This window comes from Bradyrhizobium sp. PMVTL-01 (assembly GCF_051861855.1).
In the GTDB taxonomy this organism is placed as follows: domain Bacteria; phylum Pseudomonadota; class Alphaproteobacteria; order Rhizobiales; family Xanthobacteraceae; genus Bradyrhizobium.
On the sequence record NZ_CP193983.1, the window covers coordinates 183,651 to 208,616 of the forward strand.

The 24,966-nt window shown below is 60.2% G+C and carries 18 protein-coding genes and 1 pseudogene; 14 read left to right on the plus strand and 5 right to left on the minus strand.

Annotated features, from left to right (window positions below; translation table 11 throughout):
* The first annotated feature begins 55 nt into the window (after window positions 1-55).
* The 6 genes from aceE to ACRQ5Q_RS41810 all read left to right on the plus strand — a co-directional run bounded on the left by aceE (window position 56) and on the right by ACRQ5Q_RS41810 (window position 9,024).
* Entirely contained in the window at window positions 56-2,737 is a 2,682-nt protein-coding gene (aceE, locus tag ACRQ5Q_RS41785; RefSeq protein ID WP_439400134.1) for a pyruvate dehydrogenase (acetyl-transferring), homodimeric type, read from the plus strand.
* A 23-nt stretch (window positions 2,738-2,760) separates the two neighbouring features.
* Window positions 2,761-4,320 carry a dihydrolipoyllysine-residue acetyltransferase gene (locus ACRQ5Q_RS41790; RefSeq protein ID WP_439400135.1) on the plus strand — a complete coding sequence of 520 codons (1,560 nt, stop codon included), beginning with the start codon at window positions 2,761-2,763 and terminating at the stop codon, window positions 4,318-4,320.
* An 18-nt stretch (window positions 4,321-4,338) separates the two neighbouring features.
* On the plus strand, window positions 4,339-6,090 hold the full coding sequence (lpdA, locus tag ACRQ5Q_RS41795; RefSeq protein ID WP_439400136.1) for a dihydrolipoyl dehydrogenase: 1,752 nt from the start codon (window positions 4,339-4,341) through the stop codon (window positions 6,088-6,090).
* Window positions 6,091-6,306: 216 nt separating this feature from the next.
* Window positions 6,307-7,071 carry an IclR family transcriptional regulator gene (locus ACRQ5Q_RS41800; protein ID WP_439400137.1) on the plus strand — a complete coding sequence of 255 codons (765 nt, stop codon included), beginning with the start codon at window positions 6,307-6,309 and terminating at the stop codon, window positions 7,069-7,071.
* A gap of 82 nt (window positions 7,072-7,153) precedes the next feature.
* Complete coding sequence (locus tag ACRQ5Q_RS41805) at window positions 7,154-8,104, plus strand: amidohydrolase family protein (RefSeq protein WP_439400138.1); 951 nt, start codon at window positions 7,154-7,156, stop codon at window positions 8,102-8,104.
* On the plus strand, window positions 8,101-9,024 hold the full coding sequence (locus ACRQ5Q_RS41810) for an SMP-30/gluconolactonase/LRE family protein (RefSeq protein ID WP_439400139.1): 924 nt from the start codon (window positions 8,101-8,103) through the stop codon (window positions 9,022-9,024). The genes ACRQ5Q_RS41805 and ACRQ5Q_RS41810 overlap by 4 nt, the downstream gene beginning before the upstream one ends.
* A 52-nt stretch (window positions 9,025-9,076) precedes the next feature.
* On the opposite strand, the gene ACRQ5Q_RS41815 is transcribed toward ACRQ5Q_RS41810, so the two are convergent.
* The 3 genes from ACRQ5Q_RS41815 to ACRQ5Q_RS41825 all read right to left on the minus strand — a co-directional run bounded on the left by ACRQ5Q_RS41815 (window position 9,077) and on the right by ACRQ5Q_RS41825 (window position 12,278).
* Window positions 9,077-10,339, minus strand: a complete 1,263-nt coding sequence (locus ACRQ5Q_RS41815; RefSeq protein WP_439400140.1) for an MFS transporter — start codon at window positions 10,337-10,339, stop codon at window positions 9,077-9,079.
* Between the two features lie 72 nt (window positions 10,340-10,411).
* Window positions 10,412-11,470, minus strand: a complete 1,059-nt coding sequence (locus ACRQ5Q_RS41820) for an amidohydrolase family protein (protein WP_439400141.1) — start codon at window positions 11,468-11,470, stop codon at window positions 10,412-10,414.
* A 130-nt stretch (window positions 11,471-11,600) separates the two neighbouring features.
* Window positions 11,601-12,278, minus strand: coding sequence for an RraA family protein (locus tag ACRQ5Q_RS41825; protein WP_439400517.1), 678 nt, complete (start codon window positions 12,276-12,278; stop codon window positions 11,601-11,603).
* 342 nt (window positions 12,279-12,620) lie between these two features.
* On the opposite strand from ACRQ5Q_RS41825, the gene ACRQ5Q_RS41830 reads away from it, so the two are divergent.
* On the plus strand, window positions 12,621-13,355 hold the full coding sequence (locus ACRQ5Q_RS41830) for an IclR family transcriptional regulator (RefSeq protein ID WP_439400142.1): 735 nt from the start codon (window positions 12,621-12,623) through the stop codon (window positions 13,353-13,355).
* A gap of 136 nt (window positions 13,356-13,491) precedes the next feature.
* Here the strand turns inward: ACRQ5Q_RS41830 and ACRQ5Q_RS41835 are convergent.
* Window positions 13,492-13,761, minus strand: a pseudogene (locus ACRQ5Q_RS41835) (integrase core domain-containing protein); the annotation flags it as partial.
* Between the two features lie 640 nt (window positions 13,762-14,401).
* Window positions 14,402-14,644: a hypothetical protein gene (locus tag ACRQ5Q_RS41840; protein ID WP_439400143.1), complete on the minus strand. Its 243-nt coding sequence runs from the start codon at window positions 14,642-14,644 to the stop codon at window positions 14,402-14,404.
* Window positions 14,645-14,897: 253 nt separating this feature from the next.
* Between ACRQ5Q_RS41840 and ACRQ5Q_RS41845 the strand changes: the two genes are divergently transcribed.
* The 7 genes from ACRQ5Q_RS41845 (at window position 14,898) to ACRQ5Q_RS41875 (ending at window position 24,803) form a co-directional block, all read left to right on the plus strand.
* Window positions 14,898-16,682, plus strand: a complete 1,785-nt coding sequence (locus ACRQ5Q_RS41845; RefSeq protein WP_439400518.1) for an adenylate/guanylate cyclase domain-containing protein — start codon at window positions 14,898-14,900, stop codon at window positions 16,680-16,682.
* A gap of 347 nt (window positions 16,683-17,029) precedes the next feature.
* Window positions 17,030-18,424, plus strand: coding sequence for an AAA family ATPase (locus ACRQ5Q_RS41850; protein WP_439400144.1), 1,395 nt, complete (start codon window positions 17,030-17,032; stop codon window positions 18,422-18,424).
* Window positions 18,415-20,421: an ATP-binding protein gene (locus ACRQ5Q_RS41855; protein ID WP_439400145.1), complete on the plus strand. Its 2,007-nt coding sequence runs from the start codon at window positions 18,415-18,417 to the stop codon at window positions 20,419-20,421. Before ACRQ5Q_RS41850 ends, ACRQ5Q_RS41855 begins: the two co-directional genes overlap by 10 nt.
* A gap of 341 nt (window positions 20,422-20,762) precedes the next feature.
* Window positions 20,763-21,581 (plus strand): class I SAM-dependent methyltransferase, encoded by an 819-nt coding sequence (locus ACRQ5Q_RS41860; RefSeq protein WP_439400146.1) that lies wholly within the window; start codon window positions 20,763-20,765, stop codon window positions 21,579-21,581.
* A gap of 71 nt (window positions 21,582-21,652) precedes the next feature.
* On the plus strand, window positions 21,653-22,102 hold the full coding sequence (locus ACRQ5Q_RS41865; protein ID WP_439400147.1) for a hypothetical protein: 450 nt from the start codon (window positions 21,653-21,655) through the stop codon (window positions 22,100-22,102).
* A gap of 1,498 nt (window positions 22,103-23,600) precedes the next feature.
* A complete protein-coding gene (locus ACRQ5Q_RS41870; RefSeq protein WP_439400148.1) occupies window positions 23,601-24,362 on the plus strand; it encodes an outer membrane protein in 762 nt (253 codons plus the stop codon).
* 69 nt (window positions 24,363-24,431) lie between these two features.
* On the plus strand, window positions 24,432-24,803 hold the full coding sequence (locus ACRQ5Q_RS41875; RefSeq protein ID WP_439400149.1) for an addiction module antidote protein: 372 nt from the start codon (window positions 24,432-24,434) through the stop codon (window positions 24,801-24,803).
* Window positions 24,804-24,966: the final 163 nt, after the last annotated feature.

A 24,966-nucleotide genomic window follows, 5' to 3' on the forward strand; every position in this document is an offset into this window, starting at 1 on the left:
CGGCCAACACAACTACATCCAGTGACGATAGAACAAGATTTCACGGGAGGGACTAATGGACGCGATGAGAGACTCCGACACGGCGGAAACTCGGGAATGGCTGGATGCTCTCGCCGCGGTCAAGGAGCATCGAGGGACTGAGCGAGCCGCGTTCGTCGTCAATACGGTAATCGAGGCCGCGCGTAACAGTGGCCTTCCGATAGAACAATCGCTGACCACGCCCTATTGCAACACGATCCCGGTCAGCCAGCAGCCACCGCTGCCGGGAGATCGCGCCATCGAACACAAGCTTCGCTCGCTCATCCGCTGGAACGCGCTCGCCATCGTGTTGCGCGCCAATAAGGAAAGCTCTGAACTTGGCGGCCATATCGCAAGCTTTCAGTCCGCGGCGACGCTCTACGACATCGGCTTCGGCCATTTCTGGCACGCGCCGACTGAGGGCCATGGCGGCGACCTGATTTTCTTCCAGGGCCATTGCTCCCCCGGCATCTACGCGCGCGCTTTCCTCGAGGGGCGGCTGAGCGAGGAGCAGCTGCTGGGCTTTCGTCAGGAGACCGGCGGCAAAGGTCTTTCGAGCTATCCGCATCCCTGGTTGATGCCGGACTTCTGGCAATTTCCGACAGTGTCGATGGGCCTTGGACCGCTGATGGCGATCTATCAAGCGCGCTTCCTGAAGTATCTCGAGAACCGTCATTTGGCCCAGACGTCGAACCGCAAGGTCTGGGCGTTCATGGGTGACGGCGAAACCGACGAACCGGAATCGCTCGGCGCGATCTCGCTCGCCGGCCGCGAGAACCTCGACAATCTGATCTTCGTCATCAACTGCAACCTGCAGCGGCTCGACGGCCCGGTTCGCGGCAACGGCAAGATCGTCCAGGAACTTGAAAGCATATTCCGCGGTGCCGGCTGGAACGTCATCAAGGTGCTGTGGGGCTCGGGCTGGGATCGTCTGCTTGAAAAGGACAACAGCGGCCGGCTGCTTCAGCTGATGGACGAATGCGTCGACGGCGAATACCAGGACTTCAAGAGCAAGAGCGGCGCCTATATCCGCGAGCACTTCTTCGGCAAGTACGAGGAAACCAAGCAGCTTGTCGCCGACATGAGCGATGACGAGATCTGGCAGCTGGCACGCGGCGGCCATGATCCGGAAAAGGTGTTCGCCGCCTACACCGCGGCCGTGAACCACAAGGGCCAGCCGACGGTCATTTTGCCGAAGACGGTCAAGGGGTACGGCATGGGGGAATCCGGCGAAGGCCAGATGATCGCCCACCAGGCCAAGAAGATGACGCAGGACGCTTTGCGCGGCTTCCGCGACCGCTTCCAGGTGCCGGTCGCCGATGCGGATCTTGCCAACGTACCTTTCCTCAAGCTGCCGGAAGACAGCGTGGAGATGAAGTATTTCCGCGCGCAGCGCGAGAAGCTCGGGGGTGCTTTGCCGCAACGCCGTCGAAAATCAGAATCCTTGCAGATTCCGCCGCTTTCGACGTTCCAGCGGCTGCTCGAGAACACCGGCGATCGCGAAATCTCGACCACAATGGCATTCGTGCAAATGCTCGGCACTCTGGTGCGCGACAAGGCGATCGGCAAGCACATCGTGCCGATCGTGCCGGACGAATCCCGCACCTTCGGCATGGAGGGCATGTTCCGCCAGCTCGGCATCTATTCGTCGGTCGGCCAGCTCTATCGGCCGCAGGATGCCGATCAGCTGATGTATTACCGCGAGGACAAGAGCGGACAGGTGTTCCAGGAGGGCATCAACGAGGGCGGCGCGATGTCGAGCTGGATCGTCGCGGCGACATCCTATTCGACCAACAACGTGCCGATGATCCCGTTCTACATCTACTATTCGATGTTTGGCCTGCAGCGCGTCGGCGACCTCGCCTGGCTTGCCGGCGACATGCGTGCGCGCGGCTTTCTGCTCGGCGGCACCGCCGGCCGTACCACGCTGAATGGCGAGGGCCTCCAGCATGAGGACGGCCACAGCCACGTGCTGGCCGGCACCATCCCGAACTGCGTGTCCTACGATCCGACCTTCGGCTATGAGGTGGTCACCATCATCCGCGAAGGCATGCGCCGCATGTATGAGGCGCAGGAGGACGTTTACTACTACATCACGTTGATGAATGAGAATTATCCGCATCCCGCCCTTGCCGAAGCCGGCAAGGGCGCTGAGGAAGGCATTCTCAAGGGGATGTATCTGCTCAAGGATGGCGGCGAGATCGTAAAGAAGGGACTGCGGGTCCAACTCCTCGGCTCCGGCACGATCCTGCGCGAAGTCATTGCAGCTGCCGATCTGCTCAAAGCCGACTTCGGCGTCACCGCCGATGTCTGGAGTGCAACCAGCTTCAACGAGCTGCGCCGCGACGGCATCGCGGCAGAGCGCCGGAACCTGCTGCATCCGACTGAGCCGCGCCGCAAGAGCTGGGTTGAAAGGCAGCTTGAAACTCATCCGGGACCGGTGGTCGCATCGACCGACTACATGCGCAACTATCCCGACCAGATCCGGGAATACGTCCACGCCGCCGGACGCCGCTACGTCACGCTGGGGACGGACGGATTCGGCCGCAGCGATTATCGGGTCAAGCTCCGGAAGTTCTTCGAGGTTGACCGGCACTATGTGGCAGTCGCGGCGCTCAAGGCCCTCGCCGACGATGGTGCAATCAAGCCGGCGGTCGTCGCTGACGCCATCTCTAAATATCACATCGACGCCGGGCGCGCTGCGCCCTGGACCCTGTGATAAGCGGAACCGAGGGCAGAGCGATGAGTGGTCTGATCGATATCAAGGTTCCGGACATCGGTGATTTCAAGGACGTCCCGGTCATCGAAATTTTCGTCAAGCCGGGCGACAAAGTGAAGGCCGAGGACCCGCTGGTTGCACTGGAGTCCGACAAGGCGACCATGGAGGTACCCTCGCCGCGCGGCGGCGTCGTGAAGTCCGTGGTCGTGAAGGTCGGCGACAAGGTCAGCGAAGGCACAGTGATCGTACAGTTCGAGGGCGCGGGCGCCGAGCAGGCCGACGCGCGCCCGGTCGTCAGCGCGCCGCCATCGCCAACCAGCGCTCCGGCTGGACTAGCCGAGGTGCGCGTCCCTGACATCGGAGACTTCAAGGACGTGCCTGTCATCGAGATCTTCGTCAAACCCGGCGACAACGTGAAGGCGGAAGATCCGCTGATCGCGCTGGAGTCGGACAAGGCGACGATGGAGGTGCCGGCGCCGCTTTCCGGCACCGTGCGCGAGATCAAGGTGAAGATTGGCGACAAGGTCAGAGAGGGTGCAGTCATCCTCGTGCTGGCGACGGGTGGCGGGGCCACGGTGTCCGCTCCAGCTGCTGCACCGGCACCCGCGGCGGCACCAACTCCGGCAGCACAGGTCGGCGCATTGGACGAAAAGGCATTCGCCCTCGCCTATGCCGGTCCAGCAGTCCGCAAGCTCGCGCGCGAATTGGGCGTCGATCTCGGCAAGGTCACGGGCACCGGCAATCACGGCCGCATTCAGCGCGAGGACGTGAAGGCCTTCGCCAAGGGCGGCGGGGCTACATCCGCCAAGCCTCTGGCTGCGGCGGCAGCCGGAAACGGCGCCGGCGGCATCGATCTCCTGCCCTGGCCCAAGATTGATTTCGCAAAATTTGGGCCCATCGAGCGCAAGGAGCTTGGCCGCATCAAGAAGATCTCGGCAGCCAATCTGCATCGCAACTGGGTGGTCATCCCGCATGTCACGACCCATGACGAGGCTGATATCACCGAGCTCGAGCAGTTCCGCGTGAAGATGAACAAGGAGCTGGAGAAGAGCGGCGTCAAGCTCTCGCTCCTGCCTTTCATGGTGAAGGCGGCGGTCGCGGCACTGAAGAAGTTTCCGGAGTTTAACGCCAGTCTCGATGGCGACACGCTGGTCTACAAGAATTACTGGCACATCGGCTTTGCGGCGGACACACCGAATGGCCTGATGGTGCCTGTGATCCGCGATGCCGACAAGAAATCGATCCCGGACATCGCCACCGAGATGAACGCGCTGGCCAAGCTGGCGCGCGAGGGCAAGATCAAGCCGGATCAGATGCAGGGCGGCACCTTTTCCATCTCCTCGCTCGGCGGCATCGGCGGGATCTACTTCACGCCGATCATCAACGCGCCTGAGGTGGCGATCATGGGCGTCTGCAAGGGCTACTGGAAGCAGCATTCGCTGGACGGCAAGACCTGGACGTCGCGTTTGACCTTGCCGCTGTCGCTATCCTGGGACCACCGCGTCATCGACGGCGCGGCGGCTGCGCGCTTCAACGTCCATTTCGCCAATGTGCTCGCCGATCTGCGGCGCGTGTTGTTCTAGGGATCGGGGGGAAACAGCATGGCTCAGCAAATCGAAGTCAAGGTTCCTGACATCGGCGACTTCAAGGATGTCGCGGTCATCGAGGTCCTCGTGAAGCCCGGCGAGATCGTCGCGGTCGACACCAGCCTGATCATGGTGGAGTCCGATAAGGCATCCATGGAGATCCCGTCCTCGCATGCCGGCGTCGTCAAGGACGTGAAGGTCAAAGTCGGCGACAAGGTCAGTGAAGGTTCGGCCATCCTGATGATCGAGGCGGAAGGCGCAGCCGCACCGCTGAAGCAGGCGTCGGCCCCGCAACCAACCCCTGTCGCTGCTCCGCCACTGCCTGCGCCCACTGCCGCGTCCTATACCGGCAAGGCGGATATCGAATGCGACATGCTGGTGCTCGGCGCAGGGCCAGGCGGCTACTCCGCAGCGTTCCGCGCTGCCGATCTCGGCATGAAGACCGTACTGGTCGAGCGTTACGAGACGCTCGGCGGTGTCTGTCTCAACGTCGGCTGCATCCCGAGCAAAGCGCTGCTGCACACCGCGTCCGTCGTCGATGAGGTCAAGCATCTGCCCGATCACGGCATCACCTACGGCACGCCGCAGATCGATCTCGGCAAGCTGCGCGGCTTCAAGGATGGCGTGATCAAGAAGCTGACCGGCGGCCTTGCCGGCATGGCGAAGGCCCGCAAGGTCGAGGTCGTGACCGGCGTCGGTGCTTTCCTCGATCCGCACCACCTTGAAGTGGTCAGTGCGGGAGCCAAGAAGACCGTCAAGTTCAAGAATGCGATCATCGCCGCCGGCAGCCAGGCGATGAAGCTGCCGTTCCTGCCTGAGGATCCCCGTATCGTCGACTCGACCGGCGCGCTGCTGCTCAAATCGATCCCCAAGCGCATGCTGGTGATCGGCGGCGGCATTATCGGCCTCGAGATGGCGACGGTCTATTCGACGCTCGGCGCGCGGATCGACGTCGTCGAAATGCTCGACGGCCTGATGCAGGGCGCCGACCGCGACCTGGTCAAGGTCTGGGACAAGATGAATGCGAAGCGCTTCGACAAGGTCATGCTAAAGACCAAGACGGCGGCGGGCAAAGCAACCGATGCCGGCATCGAGGTGAGCTTCGAGGGCGAGCAGGCGCCTGCAGGGCCGCAACTCTATGACCTCGTTCTGGTCGCGGTCGGCCGCAGCCCGAATGGCAAGAAGATCGGCGCCGATAAGGCGGGTGTCGCCGTCGCCGACCGCGGCTTCATCAATGTCGACAAGCAAATGCGCACCAACGTGGAGCATATCTTTGCGATTGGCGACATCGTGGGACAACCGATGCTGGCGCACAAGGCCGTGCATGAAGGCCATGTCGCTGCCGAGGTCGCGCACGGCGAGAAGTCCTATTTCGACGCGCGGCAGATTCCCTCCGTCGCCTATACCGATCCCGAGGTTGCGTGGGCGGGCAAGACCGAAGACCAGTGCAAGGCCGAGGGCATCAAGTTCGGCAAGTCGGTCTTCCCCTGGGCAGCGTCGGGCCGCGCCATTGCCAACGGCCGCGACGAGGGCTTTACAAAGCTGCTGTTCGACACGACAACGCATCGCGTAATCGGTGGCGGCATCGTCGGCACGCACGCAGGCGATCTCATCAGCGAGATCTGTCTTGCGGTCGAGATGGGCTGCGAGCCGGCCGATATCGGCAAGACCATTCATCCGCATCCAACGCTCGGCGAATCCGTCGGCATGGCGGCAGAGGTCTTTGAAGGCCACTGCACAGACCTACCTCCCACGAAGAGAAAATGAGTGGTAAACAGCAACTTAGCTAACCTTTTGCTGATTCTCGTTCCCGCCAGAAGGCGCTTGCAGCGCACGGTTGCGTCAACTATCTCCCCCGAGTACGCGGCCACGTGCCGGGAAGATGGACGCGGGACCGGGGCGTCTTTCGCTTTTCAGCGCCATTTTGGAACAGCTGCAATAGTAGGCGTGTTCGGTCCAATCGAAGGAAGTAGAAGGTCTTAGATGGCAAAGCAAACCCGGAGCGAGGCAGCATCTTCAGTCAAGGGCGTTTCGGCAGCCGAGCGAGCACTAGCCGTCTTGACTGCATTCCGCCGCGGTGATGGCGCGTTGAGCCTATCCGACCTTGCTCAGAGAACCGGCTTGGTCAAAAGCACAATCATGCGTCTTGCAGTGTCCCTCGAGCAGTATCGATTGCTGGCGCGCCTGCCCGACGGGAGCTATCGGCTGGATGCAGAAACCCTGCGCCTTGGAACCGCCTATCAACAGGCTTTTAGCCTCTCGGATCACGTTGCGCCCGTGTTGGATGAACTCGCGGCGAAGACAGGAGAGACCGCCTCCTTCTATGTGAGGAACGGCGACGAACGCCTTTGTCTCTTCCGGGTGGAGAGCCCGAGCCGGATCCGCATGCACGTGCAACCGGGCGACACGCGCCCGATGGATAAGTCCGCAATTGCACAGGTGCTGCGAAAATATGAATCCGGCCCTCTCTCGGATGACGAACTTCCGCTCTTCACGTCAGGCGTTACCGACCCCCATGCGGCGTCTCTCGCCATGCCAATATTCGGCATCGGCAACGTACTGATGGGAGCCTTGTGTATCTCCGGACCTGTAAGCCGGCTGACGGCAACGCGAGCCGAGCAACTTAAAGAACATTTGGTTGAAATGGCGCACAAGCTATCGACGGCCTGCGGCGGAACACCGCCATCAAACGCGGGCAAACGAGGACGCAAACGCACAGCAGGACGCGCTACGGGAGCCGCGGCCTAAAACGAAACGCCGTTTCCTTTCTTCTTGCAAGAACGTTCTGAAGTGCCTTAAATGCCGCTCAATAGAACAGGGAGCGGACGCCGTGGCATCATCATCGCTGACGCGCAGAACTCTTCTCGGGACGCTATCGGGAGCCGTTCTTTCGACCGGCTCCAGCGTGATTGCTCAAGAGGTCAAATGGTCGAGCGGTGCCTCGAAAGCGCGCGCCGTCGCACCTCCCGGAGCGGTTGATTGTCACTTCCACACCTATGACAAGCGATACCCGCCCATCGCGGGCGCCACGCTGCTTCCCGAAGATGCCACCCCCGACGACTACCGTGCATTGCAGGGCCGCACAGGCACCACCCGTGGCGTGATCATCCAGCCATCGACGTACGGAACCGACAATCGGCTGCAGATTGCATCCCGGCAAGCGCTCGGTCCCGAAGACTTTCGCGTCGTCGCCGTCGTCGCCGAGAATGTCCCGGATGCAGAACTCCAGCAGCTGAACGAACAGGGGGTCCGCGGCGTTCGTTTCAATCTCAGATTTCCCGGCGGGCTGACAGTGAGTTCGCTGAAAATGCTTGCGCCTCGCCTGGCGGACCTCGGTTGGACCTGCCAAATCAACATGCACCCCAAGCAGATTGAAGAAAACGCCGATCTGTTGATGTCGCTCCCCGGCCCTCTCGTGTTCGACCATTTGGCGCAGGTACCGCAGCCCGACGGGCTGGACAGCGCGACGTACAAAGTCATCCGCGGAATGCTCGATCGAGGAAAAACGTGGATCAAGCTGTCCGGAGCTTACATATCAAGCAAATCTGGTCCCCCTGACTATACTGATGCAGGTGCTGTCGCGAAGGCGTACGCGAAGGCAGCTCCGGAGCGATTGGTCTGGGGGAGCGACTGGCCACACCCTTCGGAGAGAGAAAACAAACCCGATGATGCCCGCTTGTTCGATCTTCTTGCCGAGTGGGCGGGCAGCGACGCGACGTTCAAGCGCATTTTGGTTGATAACCCCGTTGAGCTCTACGGCTTTCGCCCGGTGACCAAATGACCTTCTTTTCCCCTCCGCGTCGGATCGAAACAACCGTCTTCACACGATTGCCGGATCAGTTTCGCAAACCGCGTCGCACCGCGTGGGCCGATGCAAACCAAGGCGGCCGTGCGATCGATTGTTTCCTCGAGGGCCCGTCGTTCGATCGAGAGGGGCGGCTCTACATCACCGACATTCCCTACGGTCGTATCTTCAGAGTTTGGTCCGATGGCCAATGGGAGCTCATCACCGAATACGATGGTTGGCCGAATGGGCTGAAGATCCATCATGACGGAAGGATCTTCATTACGGACTACAAGCGCGGGATCATGCTGCTCGATCCTATGCGCGGATCGGTGACGCCTTTTCTGGAGACGGCCGCCAGCGAAAGCTTCAAGGGCGTGAATGATCTTGTCTTCTCAAACTCAGGGAATCTCTACTTCACGGATCAGGGCCAGACCGGAATGCACGATCCCACCGGCCGCGTCTGGAAGCTGACGCCTGCAGGCCAATTGACGTGCCTTGTAAATACCATACCGAGCCCAAATGGGATCGTCGTCGATCCGGAGGAGAGCTTTCTGCTTGTCGCGGTAACGCGGGCGAACCAGATTTGGCGCGTGCCGCTACCGGCCAGCGGTCTGATCACCAAAGTCAGTATATTTGCGCACTTGCATGGCGGCCCGGGGGGCCCAGACGGCTTGGCGTTCGACAACGCAGGAAACCTTCTGATCTGCCACACCGGCTTTGGCTCCGTGTGGCGTCTTTCGCCGCTGGCGGAACCCCTGGATCGCATCGTTTCATGTGCAGGCGTGGGGACGACCAATCTTGCGTTTGGTGGTCCCGAGCAAAAGACCCTCTTCATCACTGAGAGCCGAACCGGATCGCTCCTACAGGCGACACTCGATACGCCGGGGATGCCGATGTTCTCACACGCGACCTAGCCGACGCGCCTTTCACCAAAGCGCGCCGGTTGGTGCTGTGAGGATGACTACTTCATCGAGCTCCTCCACCCTGTGCTAGTGCGCTGGTCGACAATTCCTCGTTTTCGTCGCCGAGCTCTATGGGCCGGATTTCCGGAACGATGAAGAGAATGGAGCACGCCGATATCAAGATTCCCAATCCGGCGAGGAGCAAGGCCATTTGGAAGCTTCCCGTGAATTGATAGACAAACCCCGTTACGGTCGGCGCCATGACGCCTGCCACGGAGCTCACGGTATTGACGGCGCTGGTCAGCGTTCCGCCGAGTCCTTTGGGCGACACTTCGGACAGTATCGTCCACATAATGCCGGCTGACGCCGACTCACCTGCAATATTGATGGTGAGAAGCGCGACCGCGATCATCGGGTCTTCGACAAAGCCTACCCCAATGACTAGCGCTGCGACGAGTTGCGATCCGACGAGACAATATTTCCTCGAGTTGGTGACGCTTACTCCCTTCTTGATGAGCCAATCAGAGAAATGCCCCATGGCTGGCTGTGCGACGAAACCGACGATCCACGGAATCGAAGCATATAGGCCCATTTTAAGGATGGAGAATCCTCGCTCCATCACCAGGTAGGTTGGCAACCAGCTGATGAATACGACCCAGAGGTAGTCGAGGAAAAACTTGGTGAGCATCAGGCCCAAAGTCGTCCGGTTGCCGAGCAATTTCTTCCACGGTATCTGCTCGTCCTTCTTCGCGCCAAGATGAGCCGCCTTGGGGCTCTCTTTGAAAAGAGCGTACCACGCAAAACACCATATCAAGCTTGCGAGTCCCGTTACGATGAACGCGACGCGCCAATTCCACGTTGCCATCAGGAAGCCCATAAGGACAGGCACGGCCGCGAGTCCCAGCTTCGTGCCGGACAGACACCACGTCATCGCTCTCGCGCGCTCTTCCGAGCCAAAGTTTTCATTGATGACCTTGGCGCCCAGCGGATTGGCACCCGACTCGCCGGCACCAACGGCAAGACGCACGGCCATCAACCCATAAAATCCCTGGATCAACCCCGTGGCCGCGGAAGCCAACGACCAAAAGGCAGCGGCCCAACCATAGGCGGCCTTCGCGCCATACTTGTCGGAATATCTCCCGACCGGGACCATGAACAGAATGTAGCTGCAATAGAAGGCCGATAGCGCCAGTCCCATGACACCAGGATCCATTTTCAGATCAGCAAGCATCTGGGGAGCAGCGACGCCGAGAGCGCCGCGGTCGATAGCATTGATAAACATGCCGGCGCCTAAAAGGGCGACCAACGTCATCTTTCTCGCATCCATGGCCGTCTCCTGAATTTGTCTTTTTGTTACCAGCGGTTTTGATTTTGCTGGGTCGTAGATATTCGAGCCGTCTCAAGGCATAGCTGCATGATCCGCTACTATATTCGGCGATAGACGGTACACGCGCATTGCCGTGCCGCTGAACAACGCTTGCTTCTCGGGCTGACTGTATCTCTCGACGATTCTTTTGAAGGCGTTCCAGAGGATCAGATACGAGCACATTCCCTTGTCGACCGGGAAGTTGCTTTCGAACATGCAGCGGTCAGGACCGAACAGTTCGATGCACGTTTCGATGTAAGGCTTCCAAGCTTCCGCCAGCTCCCGGGATCCCGGTGGCTTAGGTTGCTCGTGAAAGACGAAGCCGGTCGTTTTCATCCCAAGGCCGCCGAGCTTCACTGTCACATTGGGCAAGGCTGCAAGCTTCGCAACACTTGCCTTCCAATCCAAAAACACGGCGTCGCGCTGCCCGGCATATGGTCCCAGACCGAGCGGACCGCCGACGTGATCCAAAATTATGGAGAGGTCCGGATTCTGCTGTGTGAGCTCTAGGACTTCATTCAGTTGGGTGTGATAGGCCCAAACATCCAGCGACAAATTCTCTCGAGCCAAACATCGGACACCTTGGCGAAACTTATCGCTGGACAATAGCCCGGGCGGCGGTGGCTGCGGATTGGAGCGGATGGCCGGATCCTGATGCCACGCAGTTGTGTTCCGTATGCCTCGAAGGCGATCGCCTCCGGCTCGCACCAGCGCTTGCAGCACGGGAGCGACCTTGGCGCCGAGAGTGAGCTCAGCAAATCCGACTATTGCCGTGCAAGCGCGGAATTGTCCGTAGATCCCGGACGCCGACTGCGCCGCAACGCCGTTGATGAACTCGACCTCACCGATGGGCCGCATCTCGTCCGGACCGGAATCGCGATACATCGACCTGCATTGCGCGAAGATGCTCGCCACGACTTTGTGGCCCGAACGCACATCCGCGAGATATTCCGGAAACAGGTAGCAGGCTCCGGGCCGATCCCACAGATGGTGATGAGCATCGACGATCGGCTGACCGGGATCCAGGACTTCCTCGGTCTTCAAGCTCAACCAATCTTCACGCACGGAAAGATGCGGAGATGTAATCGACATAGGAGCGCTTGCTCTACTTGCGGTGGCCGTCGAAACGGCTGCAGCCAATTGTCAGATCAACGATGGATGGATGCCGGCGGCGAAGCCTCAATGCCCTCGCCTCCGGAATCCCTGTTCGAATGATACGCTTTCAGTCCAGCCCCTCGCACTTGAGCTCGCGTAGGGCCTTGTCGACCCAAGAGGCATCGTGCGTTCCCGCCTTGATGTTTGCGATCTGCTTTTGCTCGGCTGCGAGCTTTGCGGTAGCCCCTTTCAAGACTTCGTCCACGTCGTCAAACGGAACGCAGAGCAAGCCGTCGTCGTCTCCGATGATCAGATCGCCAGGCTCGACCACCATGCCATCGAAAGCGACGGGCACGTTAATCTCGCCCGGTCCGTTCTTATAAGGCCCCCGATGAGTGACACCGGCTGCGAAGACTGGAAATTTGTTGCTGCGGATAAAGGCGGAGTCCCGAACGGCACCGTTGATAACCAAACCGGCGATCTTGCTCTCGATGATACGGGTTAGCATCATCTCGCCGATCAGGGCGTTGGTCAGATCGCCACCGGCGTCGACCACGATGACGTCGCCCGGCTCGGCCATAGCCATCGCCTTGTGAAGCATAAGGTTGTCGCCGGGGCGCGTTTTCACGGTCAAAGCCACGCCAGCCATACCACCTCCGGCATGCAGCGGGCGCAGGCTCGCGCCTCCCGCCGTCATGCGCGACATGGCATCGCTCACGTTAGCTACAGGCAGACGTGAAAATCGCTCGACGATGTCGGCGCCAACCTTCCTCGTCCGCTTCACAATCTTGAACCCAACAGCCATCAGCGCGACCTCCCTTTTGCAATGCTCATTTTCCAGCATTATAGAACGGCGTTTCATTTTTGGCAAGGTACAAAAACTCCGGCTCCGCATGCGTCCATGAAAAATTGAATATTGAAATAGCGTTCGTTTTCCAATAATGGAACGCCGTTTCATTTTAGAGCGAACTCCCCAGTGGGCTGGATAGGCTTGCCTTGGTGGCCGGTGCCGTGTTCGGGGCGCTTCTACTCTGAGATCGGTTCAGTTCGGCGTCGGCCGGGCCGGCCGGCGTGCGGAGCACGTTTGGCAAATCAAGCAAGGGTGGCGGCTGGCGCTGTCCACACGCTACGTAGAGGGTACGATATCGTGGCTGGAGTCACCGGGTTATGGCGGGTTCAGAAAAAGCTTGAAGCTCAAGACTCGACGGGAGCTTCCTCGGTCGAGCGCGTTCTGGCAATCTTGACCGCGTTCAAGCATGGCGATCGCGCGTTGAGCCTTGTTGAACTTGCGGAACGCACCGGTCTGGTGAAGAGCACGATATTGCGGCACATCGCGTCGCTGCAGCGATTTCGGCTGGTCGCGCGCTTGCCGGACGGAAGATACCGTTTGGACGCGGAGATCCTCAGATTGGGTACTACGTATCAGCATGCGTTCAGCCTGCAGGATTACGTGGTGCCGACTTTGGAGCAGCTTGCGGATCAAAGCGGCAAAACCGCAATGTTTTACGTTCCTCACGGTGATGAGCGGCTTTGTCTTTTTCGCGTTGAAGGAGCGAATCCCATTCGACTTCGTGCGCAGCCTGGCGAGGTCAGACCGATGGATAACTCGGCAGTAGCCCAAGTGCTTCGCCGGTATGCGTCGACCGCCAAGGTTCAAGCGACTGAAGGAGTGGTTTTGTACACCTCTGGCGTGGCCGACCCGCATACTGCAGCCTTGGCGACCCCGGTGTTCGGCGCGGGTGAAACGCTCATCGGCGCAGTCGCCATCGCTGGACCCGCTACGCGCCTGACGCCTGAAAAGGCGCAAAGCCTGAAGGAACCTCTGTCTGAGGCCGGCATCGAATTGACGCGGCTCTGCAGCGCCATTCCGGTTCAAAACTGACTTTCGGAAGAGGTCTTCGGCTTGCAGCCCGAGGGCGCACCGGGCTGCTCGACCTTAGTTCGACGTTGGCATTCTCGGCGGGCGGCGGCCCTTCATGAAAGAGTTCCTCATACCGCGGTGACCTGCCACTGCATTTTCATCCAGCGGCAGTTAGAGGCTCGGGGTTTTGTACGCCAAGTGGCGCGGATGGAGCAACGGACGATCGGCGGAGCTGGTCGGGGTTGCGCAGCCGATCGTCCGTTGCGGTGAGGTGGGCGGCGTAGGCCGCGGGGGTCAGGTATTTCAGCGACGAGTGGGGACGCTGGAGATTGTAGTCGGCGACCCAGTTGGCGATCTTGGCGCGGGCGTCATCGAGACCGAAGAACAGGGTCTCGTTGAGTAGCTCATCGCGCATCCGGCCATTGATGGGGAAGACGGCCCCGCTTCCTCGGCGCCGGCGATATACTGGCGATGGACGAACAAGGAACAGGAGCAATTCATCAATGGAAGTCGCGACAATTGGGTTGGACATTTCGAAGCACGTATTTCACATCCATGCAGTTGATGGCCAAGGCCAAGTGGCCGGTCGCCAACGCCTCCGGCGAGGCGAGATCGTGTCGTTCTTCTCCTCGCTCGCGCCTTGTATGAGCGGACCTTCGACAGATGCGGCGCAACTTCTGTGTGGACGGCTCCGGGTTGGCAAGAAGAATCTTCACTTTGCAGCATTGGTCGGAGCAGCCATGTGTTCGGCCTATTTGCGCGGTACACAGATGACCGCTGGCCATAATGCCCTCCGCGGATCAGGTCCGATCAACAGCACGCATTCGAAGATGCCTTGGCCCATGTGGGTTGTCCTGATCGCCGGATCGACCGGCGCTGCATTAAGTGCTGTTCGTCCTTTCCAACCGTTACAAACGCAAGCCATTATGCGGTCGCCGGAAGTCTGCTTAGGGTCCAAAATGCGAAGAACTCAGGTTGAGCAAATCGGGTCCGCCATAGCTCTATAAGCGGACCTTCGATCGACATGCCCCAACTTCGCTGATGGGCCACCGGCGAGCCGAGAGATATCAGATAAAGCCTTCGATGTACTCTCGCACCGCCCTTGTGTCGCCAGCCGCGGCAGCACAGATGCCGAATGCATGAATTTCATGCGGCAATGCGCTGCTTGGGCTCTGGATGATATCCGTCATTATCGAAGAAACCGCCTCGCGCATACGGCCGGCGCTCAGAAGCGCGAGCGCGGCTTCCTTGCTCCGTTTAAGATGTTCTTCTCGCGTTAACATTGAAGGCAGGTGGCTCAGTGACGGCATAAAACAGCCTGTTCCTCACTGGCTTGGCAGTCAATCCCTTGAGAGCGCCAAAAGGGACAGGAGCCCAACGCAGCGGTGACGAACCTCCGGCAGATGCGGCGCAACTTCGCAGTCTTCGAGATGTTTGCACAATCCCGAGCAAACAATCGGTCAGTGCGGCTGACGTTTGCGCAGTAGCCGGCATCGGGGCATCGTGCGTTTGGCACTGCCGTCTGATCCGTCGTACAAGTGTGGTGAGTTGGAATTGCGGGCCATGGTGCAAGAGCGGCCAATCCGGGTCGAGCGCAGGTTATCGGCGATATTGGCTGCCGACGTGGCGGGCTATTCGCGGCTGATGCACAATGACGAAGAGGGTACGCATGCCAAACTGACTGCGCTCCTAATGGAGGCTGTCCACCCCCCCATCGCCGAACACGGCGGTCGCATTGTGAAGAACACCGGCGACGGGTTTTTGGCAGAATTTCTGAGCGCGGTGGAAGCGGTCCGAGCTGCTGTGCAATTTCAGACCCGCATCAAAGAACTCACAGCCGCCGACGCGGAAAACAGGCAGATTGCCTTCCGTGTCGGCATCAACGTCGGCGACGTGATTGTCGAGCCGCACGACATTTTTGGCGATGGAGTCAATATTGCGGCACGGCTTGAGAGCATTGCAGAACCAGGCGGCATTTGCATCTCGTCGTCCGCCTACGATCATGTCCGGGGCAAGGCAGGCGTCGAATTCGCCGATCTGGGCGTCCAGGACCTCAAGAATATCGCGCTCTCGGTTCGGGCCTATGCGGTGGTCCGGGATGGGCTCAGCTCGGCGCCAGAGCCGCCGCGAGCGAAGCTCGATCTGCCGTCTCCTCCTCGTCTTTCTATCGTCGTGCTGCCTTTCGCCAATCTCAGCGGTGATCCCGACCAAGACCATTTCGTCGATGGCGTGACCGACAGTTTGACCACGGACTTGTCGCGAATCAGCGGCTCGTTTGTGATCGGCCGCCATACGGCATTTACCTACAAAGGAAAAGCGGTTGACCTTAAGAAGGTCGGGCGTGAGCTAAACGTCCGCTACGTGCTCGAAGGCTCTGTACAGCGGAGCGGCAAGCGACTCCGGCTCAACGTACAGCTGCTCGATGCCGAAACCGAAAATCACCTTTGGGCCGAACGGTTCGACAAGCCGGTCGCCGATCTCTTTGACATGCAGGACGAAATCGTGGCGCGACTGGCTAACGCGCTGAATGCCCAAATGATTGCAGCTGAGGCGCGCCGGGCAGAAGGCTCTGCAAATCCCGACGCGATGGACTTGAACTTTCAAGGTTATGCCTGGTCATACAGGGGCGTGGAGCACATGAGCGAGGCGCGCAGCTTTTTCGAACGCGCCTTGGCAATCGATCACGGAAGCGTCGGCGCATTGGTCGGCTTGGCGCTCGTTGATCTAACGATCGGAGCTTCCCTCTTGGCTGATAACCGAGCCGCGTACCTTTCGGCAGCCGAGGCAAATGCGATCAAGGCGCTGGAGTTGGCGCCGGACCACGCAGTAGCCCACAGGATCCTGGGAGGGGCGTACATTTTTACAAACCGGGCCGCGCAAGGGATCGCTGAATGTGAGCGGGCATTGGAGATTGATCGCAATCTGGTCGGTGCTCACAGCGCCATCGGTATCGCGAAGTTCTTCATGGGTCGCGGTGCTGAGACAGAAGGCCATATCGTCGAGGCTCTCCGTCTCTCCCCTCGCGATATCTTTGCCCACCGCTGGATGCATATTGCTGGCATGGCCAAGATACTGATCGGCGCAGATACAGAAGCCGTCGCTTGGCTACGGCGAAGCATCGAGACCAATCGCAACTTTCCTGCTGCCCATTTCTGGCTCGCCGCGGCCTTGGGCCTGCTTGGCGAAAGAGATGAGGCGCGAAGCGCCGCAAAAGTGGGACTTAAGCTCGATCCAGGCTTTACCATCAGCCGCTTGCTTGTCAGCAAAGCAAGCAACAATCCGACATATCTCGCCGAACGAGAGCGCGTCTGCGAGGGCATGCGCTTGGCCGGGGTGCCGGAGGGATGATTTCGCCCATTCGAGACCGATTCAGCCGGTCGTCATGCCTATCATTGCGCGGCCCCTCTGATGTCGCCTCCGGGTAAAAAGCGCTGGGTTCAGCCTCAACCGCCGACTTCCGATCTCACCCTATCTTCGGACATGTCGCCGCACTGTGCAAACTGAGACCGGCCGCTGCGACTGCAAGCGGATGCAGGCGGCAACTCTTGAGAGTTGCTAGACATATTGGGCTGCGGAATGTCATGATCGGGCTGATCGCGCGAATGCGAGAGCTCAGCGTGCGGGGGGCCTGCAAGTCGCGATCTCGAATGGCTGCTCTCGCGTAGACTACCTCGGGCAACAGGACGCGTAGCGCAATGCCGTCGCTCAGAGAGTGGTTAGCTTCGCTCGGATTGGCCGAGTATGCGGACCGCTTTGCCGAACACCGGATCGATTTTTCGATCCTTCAGGATCTCACGGACAAGGATCTCAAGGAGGAGCTGGGCATCGTGCCTCTTGGAGATCGCCGGAAGTTGCTCCGGGCGATTGCCGAGCATGCCGGAGCCGCCTCCGCCACGGCCAAGCTTGCGCATGGGTCCGAATCGAGACCCAGGGACGAAGCCGAACGCCGCCAAGTCACGGTGATGTTCGCAGACCTGGTGGGTTCGACTGCGCTTTCCACTGGCCTGGACCCGGAGGACTTGCGAGAGGTGATTGCGGCCTATCAGAAATGCGTCGCCGAGACCGTGCTCCACTTCGGCGGGTTCGTCGCCCGATATGTGGGGGATGGTGTCCTCGTGTACTTCGGTTATCCGCATGCTCATGAGGACGACGCCGAGCGAGCGGTACGGGCTGGTCTTGAGCTGATTGCGGTAGTTACTGGGCTCAAAACGCGCACTCCTCAGCAAGTCCGGGTTGGTATTGCAACTGGGGTGGTTGTGGTGGGGCACCTGATCCCATCAGGTGAGTCGGAGGAGCGCGGCATGGTGGGCGAGACGCCGAATCTCGCGGCTCGCCTGCAAAGCATTGCCGAACCGAACATGGTTGTCGTCGCCGAAAGCACGCGAAGGCTTCTTGGCAGTTTCTTTCAGCTCGATGACCTTGGAATGAGGAACCTCAAGGGCATTGCTGGACCGGTGCGGGCGTGGGCGGTGCTGCAGGCGAGCTCCGTGGCAAGCCGCTTCGAGGCGCTGCACGCGACCGGCTTGACCGCCCTCGTCGGGCGCGAAGAGGAATTCGAGTTGCTGCGGCGGTGCTTCTTGAAGGCAATGGATGGTGAAGGCCAGGTAGTCCTGCTCTCCGGCGAGGCCGGTATTGGGAAATCGAGGCTCACGAGCGCTTTTGTGAAGCTTCTCGCTGGCGAGCCACATATACGCTTGCGCTATTCCTGCTCCCCGCAACACACTGATAGCACGCTCTACCCGTTCATCGGCCAAATCGAACGTGCTGCCAGACTGGCGCGCGAGGACACATCGCAAGCGAAACTCGACAAACTCGATGGGTTGCTCAAACAGAGCTCGACATCTGCGCCGGACGCGTCGCTCTTTGCCGCGCTGCTATCGTTGCCGAACGACCAACGCTATCCCCCGGTCGAGCTTACTCCGCAGCAGCGCCGACAAAGAACGCTGCAAGCACTTGCCCGGCAACTGGAGGCTCTGGCCCGTTCCTGTCCGGTGCTGATGGTCTTCGAGGACGCGCATTGGTCGGACCCTACCAGCCTGGAACTGTTGGACCGGGTGGTGGACCGGATTCGGATGCAAGCGTGTTGCTGATTGTAACCTTCCGGCCGGAATTCCAGCCCGGCTGGATGGGAAAGCCGCACGTGACTCCTCTCAGCCTCAATCGGTTGGCGCCCCGCGAAGTCGGCACCATCGTCGACCACATCATCGGAAACAAGCTGCTGCCAGCGACCATACGGCAGGATATCATCGAGCGCACCGACGGCATCCCCCTGTTCGCGGAAGAGATGACGAAAGCGGTGCTGGAGGCAGAGAGCGAAAACGAAGCGCGGCGGGTTGCTGCCTTGGTTCCGTCGCCGGCACTGGCGGTCCCGGCAAGCTTGCACGCATCGTTATTGGCGCGGCTCGACCGGCTCGGGCCCGTCAGGGAGTTGGCGCAAATCGGGGCGGCGATCGGACGCGAGTTCTCCCATCCCCTGTTGGCTCTGGTCGCACGCAAGCCGGAGGCGGAGCTGCAAACCGCGCTTGGCCGCCTTATTTCGGCTGGTTTGCTGCTGCGGCAGGATGGCGCACCGTACGCGACCTACTCGTTCAAGCACGTGCTCGTACGGGATGTGGCTCACAGCACGCTGCTGCGCGAGCCGAGACGTACGCTTCACGCCACAATCGCTAAGACCCTCGAAAGTCACTTCCCGGAAATCTCCGAGAGCCAGCCCGAGCTGATTGCGCGTCACTATCGAGAGGCGGACGATGTGACAAAGGCTGTCGCCTATTTGTCTGTTGCCGGAGACCGCGCGCTGTCGCACTCGGCGTTGAAGGAGGCGCACGAGCACATCACCCTGGCGTTGCAGTTGATTTCCGCATTACCAGACGATGATATCCGAAGACGCAGCGAGCTGAAGCTGCAGACGGCCCTCGCCCGAACGCTGCAAGAACAGAAGGGTTACGCGGACCAACAGGTGGGCGAAGCCTACTCCAAGGCGCTCGAGTTATCGAAACGCGTAGGCGATGCGGGGATGCATCTCGCGGCGCTCTACGGCCTGTGGGCATATCAATACCTCAGTGGCCAACCCATCGCGATGCTGGAGCAAGCCAACGAATTCTTGGCCTTTGCCGAGCAGGAAGACGATGCGGACCCGATCATGGTCGGATACCGCCTGGTCGGAACGTCGCGTCTGATCAACGGGAACATCGCAGACGCGAGCGGCGCATTGTATCAGGCGTTTTTGCGCTACGATCCCGACCAGCACGGAGCCGCCTCGCCGATCGGGCGGAGCCTGCGCGCGCGCTTCGGCCACGATGTGGGCGTGACAATGTACTCGTATCGATCATGGGCGCTGTGGCTGTCCGGTCAGGCTGCGGACGCAGAGAAAGCTTCGGAAAGTTTGTTGGAACGAGGTGACGCGTTGGGGCACGACGATCAGTCTCAGCTCTATGCCCTTTGGCATGCCGGAATCACTTACGTACTGCTGCGCAACGTCGACAAGGTGGCTGAGATCGGAAGTAAGCTAACGGACCTCGCGACTGATCGCCAGCTTCCGTATTGGCAGGCACTCGGTGACTTTTTGTGCGGCTGGCGCGCCACGCGCGCAGGCCGGGCGGGAGACGCGGTCGGTCTGCTGCAAGAGGGGCTGCGGATTTGGGCACAAACGGGCTCACGAATATTTCGCCCGATTTGCCTGGCATTCCTCGCCGATGCCTATGCCGCAGACGACAAGCCCGATCTCGCCCACCGCACATTCGAGGAAGCGCTTCGCACTGTGAGCGAAACCGGCGAGCGATGGGCTGAACCTGAAATCTATCGCATGTTTGGTGATCTCCTCGCCCGTCGCGGACAGAGTGCCGTGGCGATTGCTAATTACGAGCAGGCGATCGCCATCGCCTGCGCGCAGGGGGCACGATCGTTCGAACTGCGCGCGACCACGAGCCTCGCCCGTTTCTTGTCCGATCAGGGGAGGCATGCGGAGGCACATGACCGGCTACTGAACATCTATCGGTTCTTCAACACAGGGTGCGATACGGCGGATCTGGCGGACGCGAGGACCCTGCTCGATAAACCGCCGTTCGCATCGCAAGGGCGCGGCCAATGACCTGCGGTTGAGCGGGTGGCGGTCCGACAAGTGGCAACCGGTCATCGCAAATCCCTCCTTTCAGTTGGGGTTTGGTGCTGATCTGCGGTGCGCCTCTCGACGATCAAGGTGTCTAGCCCCAGGCTCACTTTGACGAGGCGTCTCAAGTGTCAAGCGCGACGGTCTGGCCCGGTTTAAGTTAGGTCGGGTCTACCCCTGACCACCGACATATCCTCGGCCGTGGGATGCGCCAGCGATGGGCCACAAGCAAGACTTCACCCGTTGCAGCTAGCCGGGTGATAAGCCAGCATCGATAGCGCAAGACATCTCTAACTTCGCGGCAGCGACAAATAGGGGAAGTCATGTTGGTTCAAGAACATTGGCAGATGGATGCCAGCGCTCCCGAACTGTACGATCGCTATCTCGTCCCCGCCATCACTTCGATTTGGGCCGATGATCTGCTCGATCGTATCGGACCGAGGGGCGGGGAAAGCGTTCTCGACGTGGCCTGCGGGACCGGGGTCGTGGCCTGCCGGCTGGCCGAGCGGGGGCACGTCGGAAGGCTTGCCGGCGTAGACCTCAACGCAGCGATGTTGACGGTCGCTCGGTCGAAATCCAGCGACATAGAGTGGACCGAGGGGAGTGCGCTCGACCTGCCATTCGCGGCCCGCAGTTTCGACGTAGTACTCTGCCAGCTCGGGCTTCAATTCTTTCCTGACCGGCCCCATGCTCTAAGAGAGATGGCTCGCGTCCTCAGGTCGAAGGGGCGTCTCGGGCTCAGTGTCTACAGCGCCATCGAGCACACTCCGGCCGCTCACGCGTTTGTGCGGGCGCTGGACAAGTTTCTTGGTGCGGAGTCGTCGCGGACCAAACGCGCCGAGCATCTTTCTTGCGGCGCTGACGAAGTGGGCGATTGGGTGCGCCAGGCGGGTTTCGACCGTGTCCGTGTCCAGACCGTGTCCAAACAGATCCGCTTTCCCTCCGCGCTCGATTACGTCCGCTTCCAGCTAACGGCGACCCCAATGGCTCAGCTCTTAAAGGCGGAGCACGCCGCCAGCCGTGAACGCATGATCGCGGCTATAGCCGATGACGTGGCGGGTCGTCTCGATCCTTCAATGCTGGCGAACGGCAGGCTGACGTTTCCTCAAGAGTCCTTCGTGGTCGTCGCGTACCTTCCCTGACCGTCCATTTCGCACATCTCCCACTGCTGGTAGTGGCCAGCTCAGCTGTGGATGCATAGGAGCATCCGCCCATGAACGAGCACCGGTCCGAGCCCGAGACGCCGCTTTATGACCGAGCGTTGCTGTTGCACGGTCCGAAACGCAACAAGTTGCTTAGCTTGGAAGAAGTTCGGCGATATGGCCGCGACAGCTTCTCCGATTCTGACTTTATCCGGCTATACGGAATGACGCCCGCGCAGTGGTACACACGCGGAGTGAGATTGCTCGGCCGCACCGCGGTCGAGTGTACCCGAGATGCCGTTGCCGACCGCATCGGGCAGGACGTTGCCGCCGTGGGAGCGTCGCTTACGGTCGGCGGCCGATGGATCGTCGTCGATCCGTTCGCCGGCTCCTGCAACACGCTATATTGGATATGGCGCCACGTGCCGCGTGCGCGCGGAATTGCATTCGAGTTCCGACCCTCAGATTTATCAGCTGACCAAGGAAAACCTGGCGGTAATCGACCGATCTATCGATCTTAAGCTGGGCGACTGCAGGGTCATGATGGGACACGTCAGTATCGGAAGCGATGAGTCTATGATCATCTTCGTTGCGCCGCCTTGGGGCACTGCACTGAATGACGCCGAGGGGCTGGATCTAAGCCGAACCGAACCTCCGATAACGGAGATCATCGCAAAGATCAGCGACGCGTTTTCCGCCAGTCGAATCATCTTCGCCGTTCAGGTGTATGCGAGGTACGCCCTCGCTGGTCCCCAGCTCCATTTACCCGGCAAGTAATTGCTACCCATCATCCGCACGCGTTCCCGCTTCCGAGAAATCGGAACTGGACTGAGCATGGGACGGCGCGGGCAGAATCTGGGGCGACCTTCGTGCGGCCTTCATCCGGCTTAAGGCTCTGAGCGCGATCGATTGACATGCTAGGCCCTCCGATCTTGCGAATACTCCAGTAACGTCGTCGGAAGATGCTGTAACCGAAGTGGGTTACATCAGTCGACCAATCTGGTGGCCAGATGGAGCCGCTTAACCGTGAATCCCGACCACGAACCGTATGGCAAAGTAGGCCGCGATGCCCGTCGCAGCGGTGACGCTTATCGCGAAGAGAACTTTCCAGCTCTCTGACATCGAGATCTCCGGAAAAGAAACGGCCCCCGCGGGTCAGTGTGAGTCGCCATCGGGATCGGCCGCTCATCCCTTCAGCTCCGCCGAGCCCGGCATCTCCACGACAGCGCAGCCACCCTCCACCGCTCACCCATGCGGCTTGGGCCATCGAAGAACTCCAGCGTCGGCTACTCGACATCACCTTGGTGGATGCAAATCACCTTGCAGCCAACGGCCAAGGCCTTGGGAATGCATCGGATCTTCGTAGGCGGCGCGGATTGTGAGTACCTCATTGCAGACTGCGCATTGAAACCTGTGCAAGTCCACGCCTGGGCGCTCTGGCTCGATGCTGACGAGCATCATCGGAGCTTTGCACTTCGAACAGGCGGGGCGCTGGATTGTGATAGGTGCAACGGTGGGGGATGGGGATTGAGCTTGGGCCATCGAGACTCCCTACGCCCAGGCGGGAGCGCAACACTCTCAGTCACCGGCAGATGCCAGAATGCGGAACGGTGATAGCATGGGTATCAGCTGCAGCGAACTTAAGCGCGCCACCACATATGTTAAACAGGTGCCGAATAAAGTCGCGGTGGACGCCGTGCCCATGTTTCGGATATTCGGCCGGTTCGCTGGCGGGCCTACAAATTCACTTTCTGGGAAGTTGTCGATCGCCCGCTCTGAGCCACCCGAGTGCCCGCCATGGGCCCGACGACAGACATCCGCTGGCGCCCAATGACCCCGACTTGCGCCCGATTGGTCAATAGCATTGACGCAACTAAGGCGCGTTTTTGCCGAATGTTCCCGAGTGTTGCGGCCTAGGCACATCGCATGCTGATGGAATCAACTAGGTTCAAGCCGGAATGCTGGACAGGCAACAGAACCGGTCTCGTTTCGGGTGAAACGTGGGATGGAGCAAAAATAATGAAGAAGATGTTGTTGAGTGGCATGGCCTTGCTGGCAGTGAGCATGGCGGCACCCGCGTCGGCGGCTGATCTGGCTGCTAAACCTTACGTCAAGGCGCCGCCCCCGGTGGTCGCGCCGATCTATGATTGGACCGGTTTCTACATCGGCGCCAACGGCGGATGGGGCCAGAGCGACAATTGCGTGGATTTCGTCACGCTCGCAGGAACGGTTGCGAGCGGTTGCCGTGATCGTTCCGGAGGGGTCGTTGGCGGACAAATCGGATATCGTTGGCAGACCAATCAGTTTGTGTTCGGATTGGAAGCACAAGGTGATTGGGCCGACCTCAGCAACACGCGGGTGAGCCTCCTCAATCCGGCGCTCTCGACCACTGTGAAAACCGACGGCATTGGCCTTTTCACGGCTCAGCTCGGTTGGGCGTGGAACGCATCACTGCTCTACGTGAAGGGTGGTGCGGCCGTGACCAGCAATCGCCTTGATGTCTTCAACAACCTCACTGGGGTCGGTCTGGTCTCGGCAAGTAACACGCGGTGGGGCGGCACGGCGGGTGTCGGCTGGGAGTATGGCTTCGCGCCGAACTGGTCGGTCGGTGTTGAATACGACCATCTCTGGATGGGCCATGACGACCGCACCTTCGCAGGCGCAGGCATAATCGCGCCCGGTGGGGTCACCCTCCTGGGCGGCCGGATCACCCAGGACGTGGATATGGTCACCGTGCGCTTCAACTACCGCTTCGGCGGCTGGGGAACGGCGAGATACTGACCTTCGTCTAGACGTTTTTTATCGCCACAATAGGCCGGGCATGTTGCCCGGCCTATTTGCTTGACGCCCATGTCTGACATTGCAAGGCGCTCTATCAGATCCAAACCGAACCGCCGAGAGGTTGCGGAGCACATCAATGCCGCATTCGAGGCGGGTGACATCGCCGATGTTTGTCGTGCGATTGAGGAAGTTGCTCGTCTGCACAACATTTCGGAGCTTGCGCGAAGTTCTGGGATCACACGAACAAGCCTTTACCGCGCGTTCGCAGGCGGCAAAGCGCATCCGAATTTCAGCACCGTCTTAAGCGTTTTGCACGCGATGGGTTTTCAGTTGCACGTGACCCTGCGCCCGCGCGCTCAGGCGGGTAGACGCATGACAAAGGTTCAAGCGTCGGCCATCCGCATCGGATCAAAAGCGCCGGTCGAGGATCGTGGCAGATGAGTAGCTTCACCTCACCACCTATGACAGCGGACCTCAGCAAGTCACCACCGAAATCGCTTTCTCGACATCCACAGTGAGGGCCCGAATCCTAGCAGGTAACTCCCGCTGCGCAGCGGCGCACCGCCCGTCGATCCGCTCTCCGCGCAACGCCAGCGACGCTCGT

Excerpts from the sequence above, each read along its gene's own strand:
- ACRQ5Q_RS41870 (WP_439400148.1), top strand. The coding sequence starts at position 23,601 with ATGAAGAAGATGTTGTTGAGTGGCATGGCCTTGCTGGCAGTGAGCATG.
- ACRQ5Q_RS41800 (WP_439400137.1), top strand. The coding sequence starts at position 6,307 with ATGGCAAAGCAAACCCGGAGCGAGGCAGCATCTTCAGTCAAGGGCGTT.
- ACRQ5Q_RS41860 (WP_439400146.1), top strand. The coding sequence starts at position 20,763 with ATGTTGGTTCAAGAACATTGGCAGATGGATGCCAGCGCTCCCGAACTG.
- ACRQ5Q_RS41820 (WP_439400141.1), bottom strand. The coding sequence starts at position 11,470 with ATGTCGATTACATCTCCGCATCTTTCCGTGCGTGAAGATTGGTTGAGC.
- ACRQ5Q_RS41845 (WP_439400518.1), top strand. The coding sequence starts at position 14,898 with ATGGTGCAAGAGCGGCCAATCCGGGTCGAGCGCAGGTTATCGGCGATA.
- lpdA (WP_439400136.1), top strand. The coding sequence starts at position 4,339 with ATGGCTCAGCAAATCGAAGTCAAGGTTCCTGACATCGGCGACTTCAAG.
- ACRQ5Q_RS41790 (WP_439400135.1), top strand. The coding sequence starts at position 2,761 with ATGAGTGGTCTGATCGATATCAAGGTTCCGGACATCGGTGATTTCAAG.
- ACRQ5Q_RS41850 (WP_439400144.1), top strand. The coding sequence starts at position 17,030 with ATGCCGTCGCTCAGAGAGTGGTTAGCTTCGCTCGGATTGGCCGAGTAT.
- ACRQ5Q_RS41825 (WP_439400517.1), bottom strand. The coding sequence starts at position 12,278 with ATGGCTGTTGGGTTCAAGATTGTGAAGCGGACGAGGAAGGTTGGCGCC.
- ACRQ5Q_RS41840 (WP_439400143.1), bottom strand. The coding sequence starts at position 14,644 with ATGCCGTCACTGAGCCACCTGCCTTCAATGTTAACGCGAGAAGAACAT.
- ACRQ5Q_RS41815 (WP_439400140.1), bottom strand. The coding sequence starts at position 10,339 with ATGGATGCGAGAAAGATGACGTTGGTCGCCCTTTTAGGCGCCGGCATG.
- ACRQ5Q_RS41865 (WP_439400147.1), top strand. The coding sequence starts at position 21,653 with ATGAACGAGCACCGGTCCGAGCCCGAGACGCCGCTTTATGACCGAGCG.
- aceE (WP_439400134.1), top strand. The coding sequence starts at position 56 with ATGGACGCGATGAGAGACTCCGACACGGCGGAAACTCGGGAATGGCTG.
- ACRQ5Q_RS41810 (WP_439400139.1), top strand. The coding sequence starts at position 8,101 with ATGACCTTCTTTTCCCCTCCGCGTCGGATCGAAACAACCGTCTTCACA.
- ACRQ5Q_RS41875 (WP_439400149.1), top strand. The coding sequence starts at position 24,432 with ATGTCTGACATTGCAAGGCGCTCTATCAGATCCAAACCGAACCGCCGA.